Genomic DNA, 24,681 nt, shown 5'->3' on the forward strand with positions numbered 1-24,681 from the left:
AGGTCTAAACTCTTTGTTATGACCTCACCCAAGACCCAGACGATGGATATCTCAACGATTCTGGAAAAGCTCGTCGCTTTCGACACGACGAGCCGTCACCCGAACGCACCTGTCATCGACTGGATCGAGACCTGGCTAAAGGCTTATCGCGTGCCTTACACACGCAGCCGCGGGCCGGAAGATGGCAAGTGGAATCTCCATGCCATTCTGGGGCCTGCCGGACCGGGCGGCCTTGCCTTGTCAGGCCATGTCGATTGCGTGCCCGTCGAGGGTCAGGACTGGACGCGCGACCCGTTCACGCTTGCAACGCAGGATGGGCGTTGTTACGGCCGTGGGGCTGTCGACATGAAGGGATTTGTGGCGGCAATGCTCGCCGCCGTTCCGACCCTTGTTGCCATGCAGCTTGATAAGCCCGTCCATCTGTTTTTCACATTCGATGAGGAAATCACCTGCAACGGCGCGCGCTATCTGATCGACGATGTCGCGTCTCGGGGCATGATGCCCGATCTGTGCGTCGTCGGCGAACCCACAATGCTCGCTCCGATCATCGCCCATAAGGGGCGATTTACCATTCGTGTCGATTTCAAGGGGCGCCCTGCGCACTCGTCGCAACCAGCACTGGGCGAGAACGCGCTGCATGCCATGGGCCGGGCCATCGCCATACTGGCCGATATGGCAGACACGTTCGAACGCGAAGGTCCCCATGTCAGCGGCTTCGTTCCAGATCACACCACGTTGCAGGTCGGTCTGGCTCAGGGGGGCAGCATTCTCAATATCGTGCCCGAACATGCCAGTTTCGAATTGGAGTGGCGGGCGGTGCCGGGCGACAGCAACGAGGCAATTTTTGCGCGAATACGCGAGAAGCTCGCGCCGATCGACGATGCAATGAAAAAGGCCGGGGCCGAATACGGACTGAGCTATACACCCCTTGTCGACCTTCCACCTCTGGACCTCTCTCCCGATGCACCGCTGGTCAACCTGCTTCAGCAGATTACGGGACGCAACGAGGCAGGCTATGTCTCTTACGGCACAGAGGCCGGAATCTACCAACAGGCCGGATTGCCCACCATCGTATGCGGCCCTGGGGATATCGCTCAGGCCCACAAACCGGATGAGTGGATCTCCATCGATCAGCTGGAGCGATGCGAACGCATGATCGACCGGCTGGTGCGGCGGGTCTGTCTGGCTTCATGAGCTGCGGGGCTTCACCGCGTGACCATCATCCCGTCCGCCGACGACGGCAGCGCCTGCTGCCTTCTCTTGCCTTGCCCAGACGCCTGCCCGATTTCCCTGTCCTGATCGAACCGCCGGATCTCTCGGCATGGCGCGCTGGCAATAACGGCATACCCGGTGTCATCGAGCGCGATAGCGGTCGACCGGGCCCGGAAATCACCGTCGTCGCACTCACCCATGGCAACGAATTCGCCGGCGCTGCAGCGGCAGACAGGCTGCTCCGCGACGGATTATCGCCCCTCTGTGGAATCCTGCGTGTCGTCTTTGCCAATATGGCCGCTTTCGAGCGCTTCGATCGTCGTCAGCCCACGGCATCCCGCTTCATTGCCGAGGATCTGAACCGCGTCTGGTCGCATGACCGACTGTCTCATCCACCGAGCTCACCCGAGATGGCACGCGCCATCGAGCTGCTTCCAATCATCGAGAGAAGCGATTTCCTGCTCGATCTGCATTCCATGCTATGGGAATCGTCACCGCTTTTCATTTCTCCGCAGACCGAGCGCTCCATCACTCTGGCCGGATTACTCTCGTCGCAGGCGGACACACAGTTTTTGACATTGACGGATCTGGGCCATGTGGGCGGCTCGCGTCTGATCGAACACCAGCGTTTCATCGCGCAACCGGGATCAGGACGAAGCGTACTTCTGGAAGCTGGGCAGCACTGGCGTCCCGAGACGGTCGAGATCAGCGCGCGTGTCATACGCCATTTTGTCGAAAATGCCTGCTTCGTTCACTGGGGTACCCGGGGCGAGCCGGGCATCGCCGCACGTCAGGCTGTCGTCACCGATAATGTGGTCGCACGCAGCGCCAGCTTCGGGTTTGTCAGCCCTTTTCGCGGCGGGCATGTCATTGAAAAAGCAGGCACGGTGATCGCGCTCGATGGCGACGATGAAATCTGCACACCCTACGATCACTGCGTGCTGATCATGCCCAATCTCTGCGTCAGGCGTGGCCAGCTCGCCGTGCGTCTGGCCCGCCGGCTTTAGGCAGCGCCAGTAAGCCGAAAAATGCAGGGGGCAAACGGCGCGCCCCTTTGGTAGTCGATCTTTCGAAGGAAGGCCCCTCAAAAGAGGCCTTCCCGAAATCAGGCTCCCGGATAGGCCACGTCATAAATCGGGAAACGACGGCACAGCGCCTTGACCTCGTCATGAACGCGCTCCTCGACCGCATCCTGCGTGTCAGTGCCATAGGCGCTCAGAACCTCATCGATCATGCGGGCAATCGTGCGGAACTCTTCGACACCGAAACCGCGCGACGTTGCCGCCGGGCTGCCAAGACGGATGCCGGAAGTGACGAAAGGCTTCTCGGGGTCGAACGGGATGGCATTCTTGTTGGCGGTGATCCCGGCACGCTCAAGCGCCGCTTCCGCAATTTTGCCGGTTACCTTCTTGGGACGCAGATCGACCAGAACGAGATGACAATCCGTGCCGCCCGTTACGATGTCGAACCCGCGTGCAACCAGCTCTTCAGCCAGAACGCGTGCATTCTCGGCAACGGCCGTCTGATAGGCCTTGAACTTTTCGCCCTGTGCCTCACCGAAGGCGACAGCCTTGCCTGCAATCACATGCATGAGCGGACCGCCCTGAAGACCCGGGAATACGGCCGAATTCACCTTCTTGGCGATATCGGGATCATTCGTCAGAACGACGCCCCCACGCGGACCGCGCAGGGTCTTGTGCGTGGTGCTGGTCACGATATGCGCGTGCGGAACGGGGCTCGGGAACAGACCCGCGGCCACCAGACCGGCGAAATGAGCCATATCCACCATCAGATAGGCACCGACTTCGTCAGCGATGCGGCGGAAGCGTGCGAAATCGATATGACGCGGATAGGCCGAACCGCCTGCGACGATGATTTTCGGCTTATGTTCGCGCGCCAGACGCTCCATTTCCTCGTAGTCGAGGGTGCCATCCTCAGCGCGCACGCCGTACTGCACCGCATTGAACCACTTGCCCGAATAGTTCGGTGCAGCGCCATGCGTCAGATGACCGCCGGCCGCGAGGCTCATGCCCAGCACCGTGTCGCCCGGCTTGCCCAGGGCCATGAAAGCGGCCTGATTGGCGTTGGCACCCGAATGAGGTTGCACATTGGCAAACTCGACACCGAACAGCGTCTTGATGCGCTCGATCGCAAGGTTTTCCACACGGTCGACATCGACACAGCCGCCGTAATAGCGCTTGCCCGGCAGGCCTTCGGCATATTTGTTGGTCAGCACCGAACCCTGCGCCTCGAGAACGGCGAAAGACGTGATGTTTTCGGAGGCGATCAGCTCGATCCCGTCCTGCTGGCGCAGCAATTCGGCATTGAGAATTTCTGCAACCTCAGGGTCGGCTTCGTTCAGACCGCGGTGGTAGAAATCGTGCTGGGGGGACATGTTCTCGCGAGTAGTCATTCTTTTCTCTCCCGGAGGGGGCGCACAGACGCGGAAAATGGCGTATCAGCTAGGCCAATATCCCAGATTTCCCCCCGCCGCCAACCCGTTAAGCGCGGAGGAGACGTTTTAGAGGAAGACTGAATGGCCCAGCCCCTCGCCGCCCTTTGGCGGCGTAAACCGATTGATGCAACACCCGACGAAAAAGCCGAGCACAGCCTGCATCGCGTGATCGGACCATTTTCGCTCATCGCTCTGGGCGTAGGAACGACAGTCGGGGCTGGTCTGTTCTCCCTCACCGGCATCGCCGCGGCACAGAATGCGGGCCCGGCGGTCATTCTCGCTTTTGTTGTTGCAGCCATTGCCTGCGGCTTCGCCGCTTTCTGCTATGCCGAGCTGGCCAGCATGATTCCATCGGCGGGGTCGGCCTATTCATACAGCTATGCCACACTCGGCGAGCTCGTCGCCTGGATCATCGGCTGGGATCTGGTTCTGGAATATACCGTGGGGGCGGCGGCCGTCGCATCGAGCTGGTCGAGCTATCTGGCCTCCATTTTGGGTCAATGGAACCTGCACCCGGACCCACGCTGGATGGCGTCACCCATGACCATGGTCAGGCTTGCCGATGGCAGCATGGCGCATGGCTGGCTCAATGTACCTGCCATGGCGGCGATCGTCTTTATTGTCATGCTGCTGTTACGCGGCATTTCCGAGTCCACGCGTATCAATGCCGTTGTGGTCGTTCTCAAGCTGGGCGTCGTGGCCGCTTTCATCGTGTTCTGCTCGCCCTATATCGAGACCACCCATTTCTCCCCCTTCATTCCCCCCAATACAGGTGAATTCGGGCATTTCGGCATCTCGGGGATCATGCGGGCAGCCGGGATGATCTTCTTTGCCTATCTCGGTTTCGACATCATCGCCACAACGGCGCAGGAGGCGCGCAACCCCGAAAAAACGATGCCTATCGGGATACTGGGCAGTCTTGTTATCTGCACGATTATCTATATCGCCTTCGCCTTCGTGCTGACCGGTGTTGTCGATTACCGACAGCTCGAAAACGATGGCAGTCCGGTCGCGACAGCGATCGATATCACCCATCTGTTCTGGCTGCAGGGTGCGCTCAAATTCAGCATCCTGTTCGGCTATATCTCTGTTCTCATGGGACTGATGATGGGACAGGTCCGCGTCTTCTACGCCATGTCCCATGATGGGCTTCTGCCCGCTATCTTCGGTCGCCTGAGCCCGCGCACCAGAGCCCCGTTCTTCTCGCACCTGATCTTTCTGGTGCTGACCTGCCTGCTGGCAGGGCTGGTGCCTATCTCTGTGCTGGGCAACATGACATCCATCGGCACGCTTCTGGCATTCGTGCTGGTCTGCGTGGGCGTGCTGATCCTGCGTATCCGTGAGCCGAACCGCCCGCGTGCCTTCAAGGCTCCCGGGGGTCTTGTGATGCCGATCTGCGGCATTCTCAGCTGCCTTGCCGTAATGGTGTCGCTCGATGTTCTGACATGGCTGCGCCTTGTGCTCTGGCTTGCGGCCGGACTGATCGTCTATGCTGTCTATGGCATCAAGAAAAGCAAACTCACAACCGGAGAGCAGTCACGATGATTACGGGATCCTTCCCCCTCAGCCGTCCGAGGCGTAACCGGTTCGACGGTTTCACACGCAGGCTTGTGGCCGAGACGACGCTGACTGTCGATAATCTCATCTGGCCTATTTTCGTATGCGAGGGCGAGGGCCAGCGCACACAGGTCGCGTCGATGCCCGGCGTGGAACGCGTCAGTGTCGATCTGCTCGAATCCCACCTGGCCGAAGCGGTTGAGCTCGGCATTCCAGCCATTGCCCTCTTTCCCATCACCCCGACCGCAATACGGGATGCGACGGGACGCGAAGCGATGAATCCCGACAACCTGATCTGCCGGGCCGCACGCGAGGTCAAGCGCGTGTATCCCGACCTGGGTCTGATCGGCGACGTCGCGCTCGACCCCTATACCGATCACGGACATGACGGCCTTATCGCAAGCGACTATGTCGTCAACGATGCTTCGGTAGAAATCCTGGCCTTGCAGGCGCTCAATCAGGCTGCAGCGGGGATCGATATCATCGCGCCATCCGACATGATGGACGGTCGTATCGGTGCCATACGAACGGCGCTCGATAATAGCGGGCACGACAACGTGCGTATCATGTCCTACGCCGCGAAATATGCCTCGGCATTCTATGGGCCGTTCCGCGATGCGCTGGGATCCGGCGACCTGCTGAAGGGTGACAAGAAAACCTATCAGATGGACCCCGCCAATTCCGATGAAGCGCTGCGTGAAGTCGCACTCGACATTCAGGAAGGCACCGATATGGTCATGGTCAAACCGGGCATGCCCTATCTGGATATCATCCGTCGCGTGCGCGATACCTTCGCTGTCCCGACATTCGCCTATCAGGTCTCAGGCGAGTACGCGATGATGATGGCCGCCATAGAAAATGGCTGGCTTGACCGTGACCGCAGTATCCTCGAAAGCCTGGTCGCGTTCAGGCGCGCTGGCTGCAATGGTATCCTGACCTATTTCGCGGTCGAAGCTGCAAGGCTTCTTCGCGCCAGACTGTAATACGCCCTATCGTGACACGGGCACGCCAGATACGAGGCGGCATTGCCTATGCTGCCGGTATCGCGGCGGAAGCTCGCACGCGTGACGCACTGGCTGGCAAAGGCTTCACCATTCTTGCCAGTCGATGTCGCACGCCATTCGGGGAAATCGATCTCATCGCCGCAACAGGCGATCTTCTCGTCTTTATCGAGGTCAAGCGACGCCGCAAACTCGACGACGCCGCTTTCGCACTGGCGCCGGTTCAGCAGGCAAGGCTGCTCGATGCAGCAGAGTACCTGCTCCAGACCCGACCTGACTGGCAACGCGACAATACGCGTTTCGACCTTGTCCTGGTCGACGAGGCCGGGCAGATGCGATGGATCGAAGATGTACTAAGGCGCTGGTAGCCCCAGGAGCGATGCGAAAGCATCAGGGGCATCATGCATGTTAGATCAGCTTCGTAAGACCGGGACAGCGTTGCGCGCCACAGAGTGGTCGTGCGTGAAGATATGGCTTCCGGGCCCAAAACACAGGCACAAGCTGAAACTGGTCGATGATCGTCAGTCCCCAAGCCTGCACATCATGGCGCAGGCTTGCACAGTCAGGGGAAATCAGCCGTGGCGGCGCGCGTGGTGCTTGCTGCTGACCGGTGCCTTGGCATGGTAAACAACCGTGTGGACCAGAGCGCGGCGGGAAGGCGTAACGCTGTGGTGAGCCGCAACCGTGTGCACTGCGGCACCATGACGATGCGTATAGGTGGTAACGGGACGATGGTAGACCGGTGTTGCGGTCAGTGCGTCGAGCGTCAGCTTCGAGGCTTCCCAGTCTGTGATCTCTCTTGCGCTGGCACCCTGTGAGGCAAAAGCGACGCCTGCCGTGATGACCGAAGCTGCAAGTTTGATGACTGAGTGACGCCGCATTTCTTGTTCCCTCTGAGTGACTTGCGACACGTTAGGCAAGAGGGGGAAGGCTCAACAAGAGGCGCGGGGTCGATTTTTTGACAAGCTCTGTGCGCGTTGCAATCCTGCCACAGTTTAAGACAAAACCGTGGCAGGACGCCGTCTTTATGGCGCAATCAAGGCAGGATCAGGACACCTTTTTGGCGACCTGCTTCTCCTCGAACAAGGACTCGAGCTCACCGCTCTGGAACATGTCGGTCACGATGTCGCAGCCACCGATGAATTCACCCTTGACGTAAAGCTGGGGCACGGTCGGCCACTGCGAGAAATCCTTGATGCCCTGACGCAGCTCCGGGCTGGCCAGAACATTGGCCGTCTCGAAATCGACGCCCATGTGACCGAGGATCTGCACCACGCGTGCGGAGAAGCCGCATTGCGGGAACAGCTTGTCACCCTTCATGAACAGCATGACCGGGTTTGAATCGATGAGCTGCTGGATCTGCTGGAATACTACGGCTTCAGCCATTTGTCTCTCCTGTGCGCAGAACGCGCGTTGGGTCACTCGTAACGGGATTATAGACCCAACCGGTCTCGATTGTCAGGGGGTTTGTGTTTTCAGGGCCAGAGCATGCAGCTCCGTCCCCATACGTCCGCCAAACGCGTCATAGACGAGCTTGTGCTGACGCACCCGTGGCAGCCCCGCGAAAGCGGTGCTGGTCACGGTGGCGGCATAGTGATCGCCGTCACCGGCGAGATCGTGGATCTCGATCACGGCATCCGGCAAGGCAGCCTTGATGGTACGTTCGATCTCTTCTGCACTCATGGGCATGGTTCAGCGCTCCATCAGTTTCGGGAAGAATTCCCCGTTTACCTTGCGCATACGCTCCGCCGAGAGCGCCATGCCGTCGGAGAGAACAAGCGAATGACCGCCCGTGCGCCCGAGGTGACGCACAGGTACATGCGCCTTTTCCGCGGCATCGATGATCGCCATGGCCTGCTTCGTGGCAATCACATAGCAGGCCTGGTCCTCACCGAAATAATAGGCCTGCAGGCTCGTGCCGTAATGCGGCTTGTCGAGATGACAGCCAACACCGCTTGCCATGACCATTTCGGCCACAGCCACGAGCAGACCGCCATCGGCGATATCGTGACAGGCCTCTACTCGTCCCTCTCCGATCATCCTGCGCACGAAATCGCCATTACGACGCTCGGCATGAAGATCGATGATCGGTGGCGCACCGTCTTCGCGATGGCAGATCTCACGCAGCCAGAGCGACTGACCGAGCTCGCCGCGTATCTCACCGATAAGCACCAGCTCGCTATGGTCGGGCATGCCCAGACCCACTGCCTTGGTCACGTCATCGATCACGCCGATAGCGCCGATCGCGGGCGTAGGCAGAATGGGCTGGCTGAGGCCACCCGGATGGCTCGTCTGGTTGTAAAGCGAGACGTTACCGCTCACGACGGGGAAGTCGAGCGCACGGCAGGCCTCGCCCATGCCTTTGATGGCATCGGCGAACTGCCCCATGATCTCCGGCTTCTCGGGATTGCCGAAATTGAGGTTGTCGGTCACGGCCAGTGGCAGGGCGCCAGTCGCTGTGATGTTGCGCCAGGCTTCTGCAACGGCCTGCGCACCACCGGCTTCGGGATCGGCCTGACAATAGCGCGGCGTGCAATCCGTCGTCATGGCAAGGCCGCGCCTGGTACCCTCGACGCGTACGATCGCTGCATCGGCAGCGCCGGGGCGACGTGCTGTCTGGCCGCCCACACCGCTATCGTACTGGTTCCAGACCCAGGCACGCGAAGCGAGATCCGGGCAGGCCAGCAGGGTTAGCAGGGCATGCTCGATACCGACAGGATCGGCCACCGTTCCCAGACGGGCAGGCTTTTCGGCATGCGTCATGGGTCGGTGATAGAGCGGCGCTTCATCGGCAAGCGGTGCGAGCGGGATATCCGCTTCGACCTTACCATGATGCTTGACCGTGATATGCGCTGTGTCGGTCAGCACGCCCACGATGGCGAAATCGAGATCCCATTTTTCGAAAATGGCGCGTGCCACATCGGTCCGCTCGGGCTTGAGCACCATGAGCATACGCTCCTGGCTTTCGGACAGCATCATCTCATAGGCCGTCATACCCGTTTCGCGCTGCGGCACATGATCGAGATCGAGCTCGATGCCAACGCCGCCCTTGCCCGCCATTTCGACGGCAGACGACGTAAGACCTGCCGCACCCATATCCTGGATAGCCACAATGGCGTCGGTAGCCATCAGCTCGAGGCAGGCCTCGATCAGCAGCTTCTCGGTAAACGGATCGCCAACCTGCACCGTGGGGCGCTTGGAGGCTGCGTGCTCATCGAACTCGGCCGACGACATGGTTGCACCATGAATACCGTCACGCCCTGTCTTGGAGCCGACATAGACGACCGGATTACCGATACCCGCCGCTGCTGACAGGAAGATCTTGTCCTGGCTGGCGATACCGACCGTCATCGCGTTGACGAGCGGATTGCCGTTATAGGCCGGATGGAAGTTGATCTCGCCGCCGACTGTCGGCACGCCCACGCAGTTGCCGTAACCGCCAATGCCACGCACCACGCCATCGATCACGCGCTGCGTCACCGGAAGCGACGGATCGCCGAAGCGCAGGGCATTCAGATTGGCAACGGGACGCGCACCCATGGTGAACACGTCGCGCAGGATGCCGCCCACACCTGTCGCTGCGCCCTGATAGGGCTCGATGAACGACGGATGGTTGTGACTCTCCATCTTGAAGACCGCAGCAAGCCCATCGCCGATATCCACGACGCCGGCATTCTCGCCCGGACCATGAATAACCCAGGGTGCCTTGGTCGGCAGCGTCTTGAGATGAACGCGTGAGGACTTATAGGAGCAATGCTCCGACCACATGACGGAGAAGATACCGAGCTCGGTAAGGCTCGGCACGCGGCCCATGATGTCGAGAACCTTCTGGTATTCCTCAGCGGAAAGACCGAAGCGGGCGGCGAGTTCAGCGTTGACGATCATGCTCATGCGACGAGACTCTTCACCAGACCCGAGAACAGCGGCACGCCATCTGTCGCACCAAGATCGGGATCGACCAGATTTTCAGGATGGGGCATCAGCCCGCAAACACGCTTGTTGGCACTCAGGACACCGGCGATCGAGCGCTGGCTGCCATTGGGGTTGCTGACGCGGCTCGCCGCATCCAGCGTCCCGTGGGGGCAGACATAGCGGAACGCCACCCGGTCCTCTCCTTCGAGACGATCGAGTTCGGCTTCCGACGCCGTGTAATTGCCATCGCCATGTGCCAGAGGCGCACGGAACACGTCGCCCTTGGACCAGTCGCGGGTGAAGGCCGTGTCGCTGGTTTCGACGCGCAGGAAACCGTCCTGAGACAGAAAGCGCATACCTGCATTGCGCAGCAGCGCACCCGGGAGAAGCTGCGCTTCCGTCAGGATCTGAAAACCGTTGCAAACGCCCAGAACGTAGCCACCGCGCTCGGCGAAGGCGCGGACTTCGCGCAGGATAGGCGAATGTGCGCCCATCGCGCCGGAGCGCAGATAGTCACCGAAGCTGAAACCGCCCGGCAGGACGATCAGATCCAGTTCGGGCAGGCTTGTGTCACGATGCCAGAGCATGGTGGGGGCCTTGCCACTGACGAGACGAAGCGCCTGCGCCATATCGCGCTCACGGTTGGTCCCCGGAAAAACGACAATACCCGCCTTCATGGCTTTCCTCCCTGCCCCGAGCACGGATACGCATCATGCAGGGCGGCGAATACCGATTTACCGACAGGATATTTCAGCACATCCTGATGGCTCTTGAGCCATGAGATCACCTTGCCGCGCATGGCGTCGGTCGTCTCGGCATCGGGAACGCAAAAACCGACGACCGCAGCGCTGTCGCCGTTGCTCTTGGCATTGAGCGCGGACAGGGCACCTGAATCGGCCATACCGGCAATATAGGCATCGCACACGGCCTTGCCCTGCGGCTTGGAGCAGATCGCGCCGAAGCGGCCCGCCTGCATGGAGGAGAGACGATGCTCGTCGGCCTGGGCCACACCGGCAAGGCCGCCTGCGGGCAGCGCAAGCGCGACTGCCGTCAGGAGAGCCAGCTTGCGGATCATCCAACGACCTCGACAGCAAAGTCCTCGATCACGAGATTGGCCAGCAGTTCACGCGCCATGGCCTCGCCCTGGGCAAGAGCCTTTTCGCGGTCGTCGGTCGCAACTTCGAGTTCCATGGTCTTGCCCACGCGCACTTCGCCCACATTGGCAAAACCGAGCACCTCAAGGGCGTGACCGATGGCCTTGCCCTGGGGATCGAGCACGCCTTCCTTCAGCATGACATTGACGCGAATTTTCATTGCATGACCTCCGGTCCTTTGAGATCGCCATTCCCTGCTTCGGGCAGAATGCCAAGACGGCGGGCGACTTCCTGATAGGCTTCTTCGACACGCCCCATATCCCGGCGGAAACGGTCCTTGTCGAGCTTCTCGCTCGTCTTGGTATCCCACAGGCGGCAGTTGTCGGGTGAAATTTCGTCGGCGAGAACGATGCGCATCTCGTCGTTTTCCCACAGACGGCCGAATTCCAGCTTGAAATCGACAAGCTGGATGCCGATGCCCTGGAACATGCCGGTGAGAAAATCGTTGGTGCGCAGCGCATAGGCATTGATCTCGTCGAGATCCTGGGCATTGGCCCATCCGAACGCTGTCACATGCTCTTCCGACACCATAGGGTCGTTGAGCGCATCGTTCTTGTAGTAATATTCAAGGATCGAGCGCGGCAGACGTGTGCCTTCCGCCAGACCGAGCCGCTTGGCAATGGAGCCCGCAGCCACGTTGCGCACGACCACTTCGAGCGGAATGATCTCGACTTCGCGTATCAGCTGCTCGCGCATGTTGAGGCGACGGACGAAATGCGTCGGGATACCGATTTCATGCAGGCGCAGCATGAGGTGTTCGCTGATACGGTTGTTCAGCACGCCCTTGCCGGTAATGATGCCCTTTTTCACGCCGTTGCCGGCGGAGGCGTCATCCTTGAAATACTGGACGAGCGTCCCGGGCTCGGGCCCCTCGAACAGGATCTTGGCTTTTCCTTCATAGAGCTGACGACGGCGTGCCATGACGATCTTTCAAAAACGGTGAACGGCGTTGTCCCGCATATAGCAGCGGAGCAACGCCGTTCATACCCATGATCGCCCCAAGCCGCAGCGCTAAAATTACTTCGCTTCAGCAGCTCTTTCGCGCTGGATCGGAGCGAATGTCCCATCACGCAGTGAGGCTTCGAGCTGTTCGAGCGAACGACCGCGCGTCTCGGGCACGTAACGCAGCACAAAGAAGAAGGCGAGCGCGTTCACGGCAGCGAACAGCCAGAACGTTCCGCCGGCTCCGAGCGCTTTCACCATGCTCAGCGTGGTGAGCGAGATGATCAGATCCGCACCCCAGTGGCTGGCAGCAACAAGGCTCATGCCCGTGCCGCGACAGGAAAGCGGGAAGACTTCTGCGCCGACCAGCCAGACGGCGACGGAAAGACTGCCTACGTTGAACACGACGTAACCAACGACCGCAGCAGCCGTGACGAAGGCGCCCCAGCCATGGGTCTGACCCGTGAAGAACATGAAACCGAGCAGAATGAGCGAGACCACGGCACCGGGGAGCATACGCAGCATCAGGGTGCGTCGGCCCCAGGCATCGACCGCCCAGCCGCCAAATGCCACCGTACCGACCATCGACACACCGACTGCCACAGAGGTCAGCAGCGCGGATGACTGTCCGAAACCTGCATCGGCGAAAATCGTCGGCGCATAATACATCACGGCATTGATACCGGTGAGCTGGCAAAGAAGCGCAATACCGACAGCGGCGATGGTTGCGGGGCGAACCCAGGGCTTGAACACTTCGGAAAGCGGTGCCTTCTCGTCATGCTGGTCCTGGATATCCTGCAGTTCGCGATCGGCTGCGGCATCGGAATGACGGACGCTGCGCAGTACTTCACGTGCCTGCTCGAACTCGCCCTGCATTGCCAGCCAGCGGGGGCTGTTCGGCAGAAACAGCATGCCGATGAACAGAACAACCGCGGGAATGACGCCCAGACCGAACATCAGACGCCAGGAGTAATCCTGCAGCAGATAACCGGTGACGAACGATATCAGCTGGCCGAATGCAATAGCGAACTGGAAGGCCACAACCAGAGAACCACGACGCTCGGGCGGTGCGATTTCGGCAATATAGATCGGCACGATCTGCGAGGAGGCACCGATTGCCAGACCCAGAATCAGACGGGCAAAAGTCAGCACAGAAACGGAGTGAGCGAAGGTCACAATCACGGTGCCGATCAGGAACAGCGTGGCCGCTGCAATGATCGTACGGCGCCGTCCGAGTCTGTCGGACAGTGGAGCGGCGGAAATGCAACCGATAAGCGCGCCGAGAATAACCGCCGAAGTGACGATCTCGGCGCTTTCCGTTGTCAGCTGGAACTGAGGCGTAAGCTGCAGCAAGGCCGCCGAGATGATGCCGGTATCATAGCCGAAAAGAAGGCCGCCCGTGGCGGCGATCACGGCTATGAAGTTGGTGAGTCTGTGCCCTCTCGGGCGTGGTGTGGAAGCCATTGTAGAGCTTTCGTCCTGATCCAGATGAACGTGCTTGAGATTACAAACACGTCATTTCCACATCAAGCTACCACAAGGTCAACACACAATGTGGGAAGTTAACCAAAAATCCTGTCATAAATCCGGTCAACGGCAACAAGATGTCGTGTGCTGTCCATGGCTTCATCCAGTACCTTGGCGTCGACACGACCGGCGACTTCCGGATCGTTGTCCAGATTTTCGCGGAAGCTGCGCCCATCGGGCTCGCCCAGCTTGGTCCATGTCTCCATCGCGTTACGCTGCACGATACGGTAGGCGTCCTCACGCGAGATGCCCGAACGGGCCAGCGCCAGAAGAACCTCACCCGAATGCACGACACCGCCCAGCGATTCGAGATTGGCCATCATGCGCTCCGGATAGACGACAAGCTTGTCCATCATCCCGGCCAGACGCATCAGGGCAAAATCGAGACCAACGGTCGCATCGGGGCCGATGTTACGTTCGACGGAAGAATGGCTGATATCGCGCTCATGCCACAACGCCACATTCTCAAGAGCGGGAATGACATGCGAACGGATCAGACGTGCAAGCCCGGTCAGGTTTTCCGACAGGACCGGATTGCGCTTATGGGGCATGGCCGAGCTGCCCTTCTGGCCCGGATGGAAGAACTCTTCCGCCTCGCGTACTTCGGAGCGCTGGAGATGACGCACTTCCACAGCCAGACGCTCGATGCCGCTCGCGATCACGGCAAGCGCGCAGAAAAACGCTGCATGGCGGTCACGGGGTATGACCTGCGTGGAAACATCTTCCGCTGCGAGCCCCAGACGTGCCGCAACGAATTCCTCAACGCGCGGGTCGATATGGGCATAGGTGCCGACAGCGCCGGAAATGGCGCAGATGGCGATTTCCTTGCGTGCCACAAGCAGACGTTCGCGGTTGCGTGCAAACTCGGCATAATGACCGGCAATTTTCAGGCCGAAGCTGGTCGGTTCGGCATGGATGGCATGCGAGCGACCGATCGTAACCGTGTTCTTGTGAGCAAAGGCCTGCTTCTTGAGCGCTGCCAGCACGGCATCGAGGTCTTCCAGCAGCAGATCGGTCGCCTGAACCAGCTGCACCGAGAAACACGTATCCAGCACGTCCGAAGATGTCATGCCCAGATGCACGAAGCGGCTCTCGGGCCCGATCTTCTCGGCCAGCCAGGTCAGAAAGGCGATGACGTCATGACGTGTAACCGCTTCGATCTCGTCGATACGGGCGAGGTCGGCATCCGAAAATGCCGCCATGGCAGCATCGCCGCGCTCGCGAATGATCTTTGCCGCCTCCTTGGGCATATCGCCGAGTTCGGCCATCGCCTCGCAGGCAAGGGCCTCGATCTCGAACCAGATCCGATAGCGGTTGGTGGGGGACCAGATGGCGGTCATTTCGGGGCGGCTATAGCGAGGCACCATGTCGGTCGGGCTCCTTGGCAGTCGGGGACGCTTGATGCGCCCCTCTTACCCCAACTTGGCGACCTCGAACACCATGCTTGTCATCTGCGCTGCACCGCCCCCCAACCATTGACGTAAACGGGCGACAAGATCGCGCCGCATCCTTGCGAATTGCACAGGTGCAGACAGTTCACTAACTTCCATGCAAGCAACCCCATGGAGGAAAATGTGACGCCTGATCTTACCTGGCATGCCCTGATCGCGCTCGCCCAGGTCGTCATGATCGACATCACCCTGGCTGGCGATAATGCCGTGGTCATTGGCATGGTCGTGCGCGGGCTGCCCGCTGCGCAGCGACGCAAGGCAATCGTCGTCGGTGTGGCCAGCGCCGCGCTCATGCGCATCGTGCTCGCTCTTGTGGCCTCAAAGCTTCTGGCAGTGATCGGCCTCACCCTTGCAGGCGGGCTTCTGCTGCTCTGGGTATGCTGGAAGATGTATCAGGAGATGCGCCACCCCGAAGCGGTGGAAGGCACGACGCATCACGGCACGCTCGGTCAGGCCATTTTCCGCATCATCCTGGCCGATCTCTCCATGAGTCTCGATAACGTGCTCGCCGTTGCCGGTGCATCGCTCGGGCATCCTTACGTGCTTGTGACTGGCCTCGCTTTTTCGGTCGTGCTCATGGGCGTTGCTGCCACGCTCGTTGCAAAACTGCTCGAGCGTTATCGCTGGATCGCCTGGCTGGGGCTTGCCATCGTCGCTTTCGTCGCCTGCGAGCTGATCTACAAGGGAAGTATCGAGGTGGTGCATCATGTCGCGGGTTAAGTCTTTTCTTCTCGCCGGATCCTTTCTCTTTCTGGGGGGATGCAGCTCACACGCTCAGGAGCCTGAGCCCTCATCCCCACAACCTGATTCGCTGTCGCAGGGAGACGTTTCTTCCGATGCGCTGAACGAAGGACAGATCAGGGCGCTGACACAGAATTCGCAGGGGAGCGATGTCGCTTCCCGTCTGGATATGTGGCTTTCCCTGGTTCAGGCCAGCACGCCGCCATCGGCGCGCGCCTATGCCGATTTTCTGGACATGACACCGGCCTGGCCTGAGCGCGCTGCCATGCTCGCACGCTACCAGCAGGCACTCGCGACGCGCACGAGCGACGCCGAACTGCCGCAGCTTTGCCCGCGCGAACCGCTGACCGGCGTTCAGGCTTTCATACGCTGCGCCACCCTTCTTCCCGACGCGGCCAGTCAGGCCAGACGGATATGGCGCAACGGTGCCGATCGTGAGACGGACGAGAGTCTCATCCTCGCGCAGTACAGCGCTGCACTGACACCGGACGATCACTGGGCGCGGTTCCAGCGCCAGATCCGCACCCTTCAGTTTACTGCAGCGGGCAGACAGATTGCGCTTCTTCCACCATCAAAACAGGCCGGAGCGCGTGCCCTTGTCGCGCTGCTATCGAACGCGGCCGATGCCGAGGTCCAGTTCGTTTCCCTGCCTGCTGCTGTGCAGGCCGAACCGCAGATCATGATCGCGCGGCTCAGGCAGATGCGCAGGGCATCCGATCTGGCCGGTGCCTACGCTCTCTGGCAATCGGGTGGCTTCGCCGCGCAGAAAGCTGCGCCTTCGAGCGACTGGACAACCGAACGTCTGGGTCTGGCACGGGCGTTTCTCATGCAGGGTTCGGTTCCGCAGGCCCGTGTGCTTGCGGACGACACGACACTCGGAACGAATGCGACAGCGGGGCTTGAAGCCCGCTTTCTACGCGGCTGGCTCGATCTGCGCTTTCTCAGAAATCCTGCTCTGGCAAGAGAGGCCTTTGCCCCTCTTGCCCGCCAGACAAGCCTGATTACCAGAAGTCGCGGGGCTTACTGGCTGGGCCGTGCCTATGAGGCAGAAGGCAACCGGGCGCAGGCGCAGGCTGCCTGGCGTCAGGCGGCAAGCATGCCGACGACCTATTACGGCCAGCTTGCCCTGGCTGCCATCGCCGGACAGGACAATACGCTCCTGCCGAACGGCAGCGACGTGCCTGGCCTTTCTCAGGCGCTTGCTCGCCTGCCTGTCCTGCAGAGCGGTGCCATCTCACGCGCCGATCTGATCGAGGCAGCGCGTCTGTTGCATGAGCGTGGCGATGACGATCATGCACGCGAATTCCTGATGCTTGGCTATACCCAGGTTCAGGACGCCCCCGGACAAGCGGCTCTGGCGCGTTTTGCGCTTTCGATCGGCTCGCTCGAACCGGCCGTTTTTGCGGCGCGTCGTACAGGTCGCCTCGGCACGGCACTTTATCCCGAGGGCTGGCCTGTCCTCGATGCGGCTCAGGCTGAAGGAGACGCCCTGCCCCGCGGCCTTGCTCTGGGCGTTGCACGTCAGGAAAGCAGTTTCGATGCCCATGTGAGCAGCCCTGCGAAAGCCATCGGGCTGATGCAGCTACAGTCGGGCACGGCAAAAGACGTTGCCCGTCGTGCAGGGCTGAGCGGACTGGACACAAGTATCGCAGGCCTGCGTGATCCGGCCACCAATCTCACACTTGGCCGCACCTATCTCTCCCAGCTTTTGGCACGGTTCGACAATGTCGTACCGCTGGTCCTGTCAGCCTATAATGCCGGGCCTCATCGCACGGACCAGTGGCTTGCGAGCCTGCCCCTGCCTCAGCCCCTCACCCAGGAAGGGATGATCGACTGGATAGAGAGCCTGCCTTATGAAGAAACGCGCTCCTATATTCAGCGTGTAGAAGAAAACATGGCCCTTTATCGTGTTCTGGAGACTAACCAGCATGGCTGAAACAGCTTTCACGCCGTCCGCACTGTCGGACAAGGCGACCCGCGTTCTCGATTTTCTGCGCCAGCGTAACGCGCGACTGGTAACGGCTGAGAGCTGCACGGGCGGACTCATAGCCGCCACTCTGACCGCCATTGCAGGGTCGTCAAATGCCATCGAGGGCGGCCTCGTGACCTACTCCAACGCAATGAAAATGAGCGTGCTCGACGTCGCGACACGCACTCTTGAAGATCATGGGGCCGTGAGCGAGGCCGTTGCCACCGAGATGGCGATGGGCGCGCTCGACTGCGCCGAAAACGCGTCCATCTCTGTTGCTGTCACGGGCATTGCCGGGCCGGATGGTGGAACGCCCGACAAGCCTGTTGGCACAGTCTGCCTGTGCATCATGGAGGGCGCGAAAAATCCGATCCTCGAGACCGCCCATTTCTCCGGCGATCGCGAGGCAATACGTCTGGCAACGGTCTCACGCGCCTTCGACCTGATCCTCACACGTCTCTGACAATACGAACAGCCCAGTGATTTTCCCGCCTGCGCAGGCGGGATGACTATGCACGCGTAAGAACCCGACGCCGGCTCTCGAGAGCCTGCCCCGCTCGCGTCGACAAAAAGTCCGGATCGGACATTCATGCGACGGGGTAAAGGGAAATCACGAACGACAAGGCGATACCAACGACCTCGTTCAGGTGGCACACGCGGACCAATTACTGTCCAACTCTGATCCCTCAGATCGCCTCGTATCATAGTTCCTCCATCGCAACGTCTGCATTGAAGTGAATAATGGATCAGGACTCAGGCCGATCGTGCAGGCATTTTGCCAACGCTTTCTCGCCGGCACGCAACGCCATTCTGCTTGTCGCTCGCGAAGTATGTTCCTAGCGCACGCCTCTCTCATAGCTCTCACGGCTCTCACGGCGCAGTGGATGTAACAGAATTTGTGCTCGATCCAACATCATCATTCGCATAGTCGCCCCGTGCGGCAATGTGTCCGAAATTTGACAGAACGCGCCTTGGGTATCCGCTAGCGTGAAGGGAAATACCGGTCAGATTGAGAAGTGTTGATAAATGGCAAATATAAGTTTCCCATCGTTTGTGAGTCATGCAGACGCCACAACTCCTGCCGGTGTAACGAATACCATCACACTCAGCACGGGCGCCAACTGGTGCTGGACACATGGGCCCAGTGGACAGAATAGCCCGTTCAATGTCGACGGAACATTGATTTTCAATATGGCGGTGAATTCCAGCGTTGCACTGGGTTCCTATTCAGGCTCCGACTACTATGGAGCCATTATAGGAAGCAATGGTGTAGTGACCGTCAATGGGAGCGGTGATCAGGGAGCAGCCGACGTTTCTACCGGCGTAGCGATAGGGTTTTTCAACATAGCCGGACACACGACGAACAACGGAATTCTGAATATTTCCAATTGTTCGCTCCTGAACTGGCAAAATACTGGAACCATAACTGGATCTGGAGTAATCAACCTCACCAACGTCACTTTGGCAACTGATATATCCAACGATCAGTATTGCTACCAGAATGCGACATTCACAAACATTTCTGGCCAGACTATAAATATGGTCAAATCCCAGATTTCTTTCGGCAGTAATGGTGGCGTGGGATCGCTGGACAATGTAACCATAAATTGTACCGGTGGAAATAATTACATTGCGATTAATTCAAGCATTATATCCAACGTTAAAGGGCTAAAAATTCGGGGCTTCGGCGCTGGAGATATACTGGATCTGGGTTCCATTGGCTCTAATGATAGCTACGTATACGATCCCAAGACAGGTATTCTCACAATCTCAACGAATTATAATGGGGCCACTGTAAGTCTGAATATCGATATTGGTCTTGGCTATGACCCAAGCGGGTTTACTATTGTAAAAACTTACACAGGATCGACCGATACCGGCGTCAGTTACACTCCGGCCCCGCCCTGTTATCTGGCTGGCACCATGATCGATACAGCACGCGGGTTGGTTGCTGTGGAGGATATTACTCCATCTGATTATGTACTGGCATATGAGGACGGAAAGCAGATCGCCCGCGCAGTAATCTGGACAGGTAAAACCCGGGTAGATGCTACACACCCTCCCGTGATTATTCGTACAAATGCACTGGGTGTAAACAGGCCTTTTATAGACCTGTATGTTACCGAAGAGCACTGCCTGTTTCTCGATGACTGTTTTGTTCCTGTTCGCATGCTCGTAAACGGTCATTCGATCGTGCTGGATACGTGCTCGCGAAGTTACGATGTCTACCACATCGAACTTGAGACACACTCGATCATCCGGGCTAATGGCCTCCTTTCGGAATCATTCCTCGACACCGGCCATATTGCCTTTGAAGAACGTGAGAGCCGGAATCTGACCTGGGAAAAAGATGGTGCGGCGCCGTTATGTACCACGCGTGGGTTCGTCGAACCGATTTTCCGAAAGATTGCCGCCCGTGTTCCAGGACTTGTTGTTACAAGCGATGAGGCAGTCGCTGAAGCGGTGAGTGATGTCGTCCTGCTCCTCAACGACAAGACGCCCGTAGCGCCCACCCGCAGAAAAGACAGCACTCTGGTATTTACGATCAATGAACCGATCCGTTCATTGAGCATCTTGACCGAGGCGAAAGCGCCCAATGAGCATATTGGCCCATTCGTCGATGATCGCCGCATGCTCGGGGTTCTGGTTGGCGAAGTGTATCTGTTTTCACCCGAAGGAATGAGCACATTCCGCTCGCACCTCGACGAAAACGCGTTGACCGGATGGCATGACCGCGAGAGCGATCTTTATCGTTGGACGGGTGCGCGGGCAGAATTACCTGATATCCGGACCGAATTCGAGACGACGGTAGTCGCGGTCACAATTCATGCATAACCCAAACGCTGTTTATCATGGATATCCGAGTTCAATTGACAAAAGATGCCAGCATCAGCTCACTCTCGATCAGGTTGAGGTGAACGAGCCGGAATTTCCATGTCTTGTCATAGCTCATAGCGCGTGGCGGTACGCTCGAACGACATCATCCTGGTGGTTTCCATTCATAAAAGTAACCCGCTCGATCACGCCAGAAGCCTTGGGGGCATAGCTCCCAGCATAATTTCAATGCAGCCGGACAACCGGGCAAATACCTTGAAGCCATCTCGGCGTGGCATGATCCATTGCGATGAGGCTGATGCAGAGAGTGCCGTTTGACAGTGAGCATCGGGACATTGGAACTGCCGATTAACGTCGCACGTCCGAACGGTAATGACGCCGCCGCGCAGTCCGCAGCGTCATTACCGTTGTAGTAGTGTTACGACATCGGCGTCATTTGGAAGGCACTCCCGAAGGGACTTGGTCTCCGGCGGATCGCCTCCTCACGTTTCATCCATCGGATGAAACCCGGCGTATGAGGGAAACCCTCGAAAAGAGGTCTTGACCACTCGTCTCGCGAAAACGCAACGAGGTAGCGGTCGCCCTACCGGAAAGGACGTATCGCTACCGACACCTCGCTGCGAACCTCCAGACACGTTTCCGGAAATGACGGACCGCTCTAACCGGACTTGAAGGAAAGCCACGGCCTCATTGCTCTCTGCGATCACACATGCAACCGCCACGGACCCCAGAGACCTCTGACAGTGGCTAAGCGTCGATATGCTGGACCACTTCGAAACCCTCGAAAACCGGCGGACCGAGCGTCAGCGGCTTGTTGCCCCCTGCCCCGGCGTGAGCCTTGCGGAACTGCTCGGACTGGGTCCAGTCGCGAAAGGCCTCCTGCGAAGACCAGATCGTGTGAGACGACCAGAGAATATGGTCGTCCTTGACCGGACCGCGAAGGAGCGAGAAGGAAACGAACCCCGGCACGGTGGTCAGCAGCACTTCGCGATCGAGCCAGCGCTGGCGAAAAGCCTCTTCGCTCTCAGGCAGGACCTGGAACCTGTTCATTGCGATATACATCGTCATAACCCTTGTTGCTTCAAAATGAACCGGGCGGAACGAGGTCATGCGGCAGAATGAAAGGCCGCCCCGTCCCGCTATGGTGCCCGGGAACGTAACCGGTCAGACCGAATACGTCTTCGAGCATCCGGCTTGTCATGATTTGTGTGGCGGGGCCGTCATCATAGACGTGCCCCTCGTGAATCACGACAATCCGGTCGGCAAAGGCGGCTGCCCAGTTCAGATCGTGCAGGACGGCAAGGCAGGCTCCCTGCCTGCCCGTTACCTCGCCCAGCCGACCGCCCTTGCCCGTATGCGCCCGCGCCAGTGACAGGATCTGTCCCTGGCGGGCAATATCCTGCGCCGAGACAGGCTCGTCCAGCAACAGGTATCCCTTGTTTCCGTGCCATCGTAGCTGAACCAGCACCCTGGCCAGATGCGCGCGCTGACGCTCGCCGCCTGACAGTGTGGTCACATCGCGCCCCACCAGTGCCGACAGGCCCACTTCCTCAAGCACGTCTCTCACAAGCGTCTGCAACCGACGCCGTTCCTGTATGCCGGACTGCGCAACCACCCCGAAACAGGCCAGCTCCTTTACCGAGAACCGCGCATCGAAGCGGTGATCCTGCGTCAGCATGGCACGGCGCGCTGCAAGAACCGGGATCGGGAATTGCGCGAGATCCTGCCCGCCGAGGGTCACGCGTCCGGCACTCGGTCGCAGCAGACCGGAGGCCACACGCATGATCGTACTTTTACCGGCACCGTTTGGGCCTATGAGCGCAACCATCTCGCCCGGCGAAAACGCAAAACTCACGCGATCGAGCACGATCTGCCTCCCGGTTGCGACCGTTACATCATCAAGAACAAGGCTCATTATGCGATATCCCGATCGCCGAGACGCAGCAGCAGCCACAGGAAAACCGGCGCGCCGATCGCCGCAGTAATGATCCCGACCGGCATGTCGGAAGGCGGTGCAACGACGCGGGCCAGCGTATCGGACAGTACAAGCAGGATTCCGCCCGAAAGAGCCGAAGCAGGCACGAGCACCCTGTGGTCCGGACCGCTTATCAGACGCACCAGATGCGGCACGATCACCCCGACGAAACCGATCACGCCCGAGAAAGAGACGGCCGGACCGACGGCCAGCGTCACGGCGAAGAGGCAGAGATACTTCGTGCGGCGCACATGACATCCCATCAGGGCCGCGTTTTCCTCGCCGGCCAGCAGAAGATTGAGCGGGCGTGACAGGGCCACGAGAACAACGAGCGCGATAAACATCAGCGGCGCAAGGATGGATATTTCCTGCCAGCGCGCTCCCGAAAGACTGCCCATGGTCCAGAATGTCAGATCGCGCAGGGCGGTGTCGTTCGCGCGATAGAGCAGAATACCGGTCCCCGCAGAAGCAAGCGCCCCAAGTGCCACGCCCGCCAGAACCAGTCGGTTGGTCGATAAAAGCCCCTGACGTGTCGACAGACCCTGAAGCAACATCGTCATGGCGCAGGCCCCTGCCATGCCGCCGGCGGGAATGCCCCAATGTGCAAGCACGCCCAGCCCGAACCAGACCGGCCCCTGCACAATCATGAGAGTTGCCCCCAGAGCAGCACCGGAAGAAACGCCAATCAACCCGGGATCGGCAAGCGGGTTGCGAAACATCCCCTGCATCACGGCACCCGCCGCACCCAGCCCTGCGCCAACCAGCACGGCCAGCACGATACGTGGCAGACGGATGCCCAGAACGATCAGTCGCGCCATCGCGGTATCTCGCGCGTGGGCAGGATTGAAACCGAACCCTGTCGCCCCGCACGCCAGTGCAAGCAGAGATACCCCCAGGAGAGCGACACAGAGCATGATCAGCACGGGCAGCGCAGGCAGGCGGTGTATCTTCATGCCGGGCGGGTATGAGCGGCAATCTGCTGGGCCAGGTCGAGCGCCGCTTCCGCGGTTCGCGGCCCGAAGCCAAGCAGCTTCTCGCCCTCCATATCGATGATGGCAGCGTTTTTTCCGGCTGGCGTGAGCATGACAGCTTCGTCCCTGAGCAGGGTTTCGCGCATGGTCTGGCCGCCCTGGCTCATCATCAGGATCACATCCGGCTGCAAATCGATCAGGGCTTCGCGCTCAAGCGCCTTGTAACCCTGCATCGCACCACCGGCATTGACCGCACCGGCAAGCGTGATGATGGAATCGGCCGCCGTACCGGTTCCTGCAGCCATGGGCCGACCATTGACCACACGCATGACAAACAGAACGCGGTGCTTTTCGGAGTGAAGGTCTTTCCAGGCCTTGAGCGTACGAAGCTGGTTGTCGAACCGCACGACCATCGAGGCGCCCTGTTCACGCGCATCGAGAATGCTCGACAGGGTCACGATACGCTGACGCACACCATCGAGCGTCGGGGCGGCGTCGATCATCACCACTGGCGTGCCGGACTCGATAAGCTGCTCGATCGCGGTCGCCGGGCCTGAATCGTTCATGGCAAGGACCAGATCGGGTTTGAGAGACAGCACGCCTTCGGCATTGAGCTGACGCATATAGCCGACCGAGGCCTTCTCTCTCAGCGCCGCGACCGGGTAGGTGGATGTGATATCCACCCCAGCAATCCTGTCAGCGAGACCAAGCGCGTAAAGCGTCTCGGTAATGGTGCCGCCAATGGAGACGATGCGGTTCATCGTGCCCAGAGTGACGGATCGGCCGCGACAGTCCTGAACACGCACGGGCCGTTTTTCACCTGCGCGTGCGCTACGCGAAGCAGCTCCCGACACACCGGTCGCGAAGGCCGTCAAGCCGAACTGACGTCGGCTGAACAATCTGATGCTCATGAACCCTGACCCTTCCAATGGCGGGCGGGGGTGCTGTTGCTGCGATCCCTCACCTGACGGGGCGGAGG

At 59.6% G+C, this 24,681-nt stretch carries 24 protein-coding genes; 9 read left to right on the forward strand and 15 right to left on the reverse strand.

Annotated features, from left to right (window positions below; genetic code table 11):
- Window positions 1-42: 42 nt before the first annotated feature.
- Both argE and NF685_RS11710 read left to right on the forward strand, forming a co-directional pair.
- Window positions 43-1,194, forward strand: coding sequence for an acetylornithine deacetylase (gene argE / locus NF685_RS11705; protein WP_252849748.1), 1,152 nt, complete (start codon window positions 43-45; stop codon window positions 1,192-1,194).
- A complete protein-coding gene (locus NF685_RS11710; protein WP_252849749.1) occupies window positions 1,143-2,219 on the forward strand; it encodes a M14 family metallopeptidase in 1,077 nt (358 codons plus the stop codon). The genes argE and NF685_RS11710 overlap by 52 nt, the downstream gene beginning before the upstream one ends.
- A gap of 98 nt (window positions 2,220-2,317) precedes the next feature.
- Here NF685_RS11710 and glyA read toward each other — a convergent pair whose 3' ends face one another.
- Window positions 2,318-3,625, reverse strand: a complete 1,308-nt coding sequence (gene glyA, locus NF685_RS11715; protein ID WP_252849750.1) for a serine hydroxymethyltransferase — start codon at window positions 3,623-3,625, stop codon at window positions 2,318-2,320.
- Between the two features lie 123 nt (window positions 3,626-3,748).
- On the opposite strand from glyA, the gene NF685_RS11720 reads away from it, so the two are divergent.
- From NF685_RS11720 to NF685_RS11730, 3 genes are read left to right on the forward strand one after another with little or no spacing between them, the layout of a single operon-like run.
- Window positions 3,749-5,212, forward strand: coding sequence for an APC family permease (locus NF685_RS11720; RefSeq protein ID WP_252849751.1), 1,464 nt, complete (start codon window positions 3,749-3,751; stop codon window positions 5,210-5,212).
- Window positions 5,209-6,207 (forward strand): porphobilinogen synthase, encoded by a 999-nt coding sequence (hemB, locus tag NF685_RS11725; RefSeq protein ID WP_252849752.1) that lies wholly within the window; start codon window positions 5,209-5,211, stop codon window positions 6,205-6,207. The genes NF685_RS11720 and hemB overlap by 4 nt, the downstream gene beginning before the upstream one ends.
- Window positions 6,208-6,218: 11 nt before the next feature.
- Window positions 6,219-6,593, forward strand: coding sequence for a YraN family protein (locus NF685_RS11730; RefSeq protein WP_252849753.1), 375 nt, complete (start codon window positions 6,219-6,221; stop codon window positions 6,591-6,593).
- 204 nt (window positions 6,594-6,797) lie between these two features.
- Here NF685_RS11730 and NF685_RS11735 read toward each other — a convergent pair whose 3' ends face one another.
- The 10 genes from NF685_RS11735 to purB form a co-directional block, all read right to left on the reverse strand.
- Window positions 6,798-7,106 (reverse strand): hypothetical protein, encoded by a 309-nt coding sequence (locus NF685_RS11735; protein WP_222548772.1) that lies wholly within the window; start codon window positions 7,104-7,106, stop codon window positions 6,798-6,800.
- Window positions 7,107-7,272: 166 nt separating this feature from the next.
- A complete protein-coding gene (grxD, locus tag NF685_RS11740; RefSeq protein WP_222547639.1) occupies window positions 7,273-7,611 on the reverse strand; it encodes a Grx4 family monothiol glutaredoxin in 339 nt (112 codons plus the stop codon).
- A 72-nt stretch (window positions 7,612-7,683) separates the two neighbouring features.
- Window positions 7,684-7,914, reverse strand: coding sequence for a BolA family protein (locus NF685_RS11745; protein WP_031241086.1), 231 nt, complete (start codon window positions 7,912-7,914; stop codon window positions 7,684-7,686).
- A 3-nt stretch (window positions 7,915-7,917) separates the two neighbouring features.
- Complete coding sequence (purL, locus tag NF685_RS11750; protein WP_222547640.1) at window positions 7,918-10,116, reverse strand: phosphoribosylformylglycinamidine synthase subunit PurL; 2,199 nt, start codon at window positions 10,114-10,116, stop codon at window positions 7,918-7,920.
- Window positions 10,113-10,814, reverse strand: a complete 702-nt coding sequence (purQ, locus tag NF685_RS11755) for a phosphoribosylformylglycinamidine synthase subunit PurQ (RefSeq protein ID WP_222547641.1) — start codon at window positions 10,812-10,814, stop codon at window positions 10,113-10,115. Before purQ ends, purL begins: the two co-directional genes overlap by 4 nt.
- The gene (locus tag NF685_RS11760; RefSeq protein WP_222547642.1) at window positions 10,811-11,212 is read right to left on the reverse strand and encodes a Rap1a/Tai family immunity protein; all 402 of its coding nucleotides are present in this window, start codon (window positions 11,210-11,212) and stop codon (window positions 10,811-10,813) included. Before NF685_RS11760 ends, purQ begins: the two co-directional genes overlap by 4 nt.
- Window positions 11,209-11,451, reverse strand: a complete 243-nt coding sequence (purS, locus tag NF685_RS11765) for a phosphoribosylformylglycinamidine synthase subunit PurS (RefSeq protein ID WP_222547643.1) — start codon at window positions 11,449-11,451, stop codon at window positions 11,209-11,211. The genes NF685_RS11760 and purS overlap by 4 nt, the downstream gene beginning before the upstream one ends.
- On the reverse strand, window positions 11,448-12,212 hold the full coding sequence (gene purC / locus NF685_RS11770) for a phosphoribosylaminoimidazolesuccinocarboxamide synthase (RefSeq protein ID WP_025886165.1): 765 nt from the start codon (window positions 12,210-12,212) through the stop codon (window positions 11,448-11,450). The genes purS and purC overlap by 4 nt, the downstream gene beginning before the upstream one ends.
- A gap of 96 nt (window positions 12,213-12,308) precedes the next feature.
- On the reverse strand, window positions 12,309-13,697 hold the full coding sequence (locus NF685_RS11775) for a sugar porter family MFS transporter (protein WP_222547644.1): 1,389 nt from the start codon (window positions 13,695-13,697) through the stop codon (window positions 12,309-12,311).
- 98 nt (window positions 13,698-13,795) lie between these two features.
- Window positions 13,796-15,127, reverse strand: coding sequence for an adenylosuccinate lyase (gene purB, locus NF685_RS11780; RefSeq protein WP_252849754.1), 1,332 nt, complete (start codon window positions 15,125-15,127; stop codon window positions 13,796-13,798).
- A gap of 207 nt (window positions 15,128-15,334) precedes the next feature.
- Between purB and NF685_RS11785 the strand changes: the two genes are divergently transcribed.
- From NF685_RS11785 to NF685_RS11800, 4 genes are all read left to right on the forward strand, one after another.
- Window positions 15,335-15,931 (forward strand): TerC family protein, encoded by a 597-nt coding sequence (locus NF685_RS11785; RefSeq protein WP_261390351.1) that lies wholly within the window; start codon window positions 15,335-15,337, stop codon window positions 15,929-15,931.
- Window positions 15,918-17,888, forward strand: a complete 1,971-nt coding sequence (locus tag NF685_RS11790; protein WP_252849755.1) for a lytic transglycosylase domain-containing protein — start codon at window positions 15,918-15,920, stop codon at window positions 17,886-17,888. Before NF685_RS11785 ends, NF685_RS11790 begins: the two co-directional genes overlap by 14 nt.
- Complete coding sequence (locus NF685_RS11795) at window positions 17,881-18,384, forward strand: CinA family protein (RefSeq protein WP_222547648.1); 504 nt, start codon at window positions 17,881-17,883, stop codon at window positions 18,382-18,384. Before NF685_RS11790 ends, NF685_RS11795 begins: the two co-directional genes overlap by 8 nt.
- A 563-nt stretch (window positions 18,385-18,947) precedes the next feature.
- A complete protein-coding gene (locus tag NF685_RS11800; protein ID WP_252849756.1) occupies window positions 18,948-20,756 on the forward strand; it encodes a Hint domain-containing protein in 1,809 nt (602 codons plus the stop codon).
- 747 nt (window positions 20,757-21,503) lie between these two features.
- Here NF685_RS11800 and NF685_RS11805 read toward each other — a convergent pair.
- Genes NF685_RS11805 through NF685_RS11820 form a run of 4 tightly spaced genes read right to left on the reverse strand, consistent with a single transcriptional unit; the run spans window position 21,504 to window position 24,613 of the window.
- Window positions 21,504-21,818, reverse strand: a complete 315-nt coding sequence (locus NF685_RS11805; protein ID WP_222548498.1) for an antibiotic biosynthesis monooxygenase family protein — start codon at window positions 21,816-21,818, stop codon at window positions 21,504-21,506.
- 19 nt (window positions 21,819-21,837) lie between these two features.
- The gene (locus tag NF685_RS11810) at window positions 21,838-22,671 is read right to left on the reverse strand and encodes an ATP-binding cassette domain-containing protein (protein ID WP_252849757.1); all 834 of its coding nucleotides are present in this window, start codon (window positions 22,669-22,671) and stop codon (window positions 21,838-21,840) included.
- The gene (locus tag NF685_RS11815) at window positions 22,671-23,684 is read right to left on the reverse strand and encodes a FecCD family ABC transporter permease (RefSeq protein ID WP_252849758.1); all 1,014 of its coding nucleotides are present in this window, start codon (window positions 23,682-23,684) and stop codon (window positions 22,671-22,673) included. Before NF685_RS11815 ends, NF685_RS11810 begins: the two co-directional genes overlap by 1 nt.
- Complete coding sequence (locus NF685_RS11820; RefSeq protein ID WP_222547652.1) at window positions 23,681-24,613, reverse strand: heme/hemin ABC transporter substrate-binding protein; 933 nt, start codon at window positions 24,611-24,613, stop codon at window positions 23,681-23,683. Before NF685_RS11820 ends, NF685_RS11815 begins: the two co-directional genes overlap by 4 nt.
- Between the last annotated feature and the right edge of the window lie 68 nt (window positions 24,614-24,681).

This window comes from Asaia lannensis NBRC 102526 (genome assembly GCF_024054035.1).
Classification (GTDB): domain Bacteria; phylum Pseudomonadota; class Alphaproteobacteria; order Acetobacterales; family Acetobacteraceae; genus Asaia; species Asaia lannensis.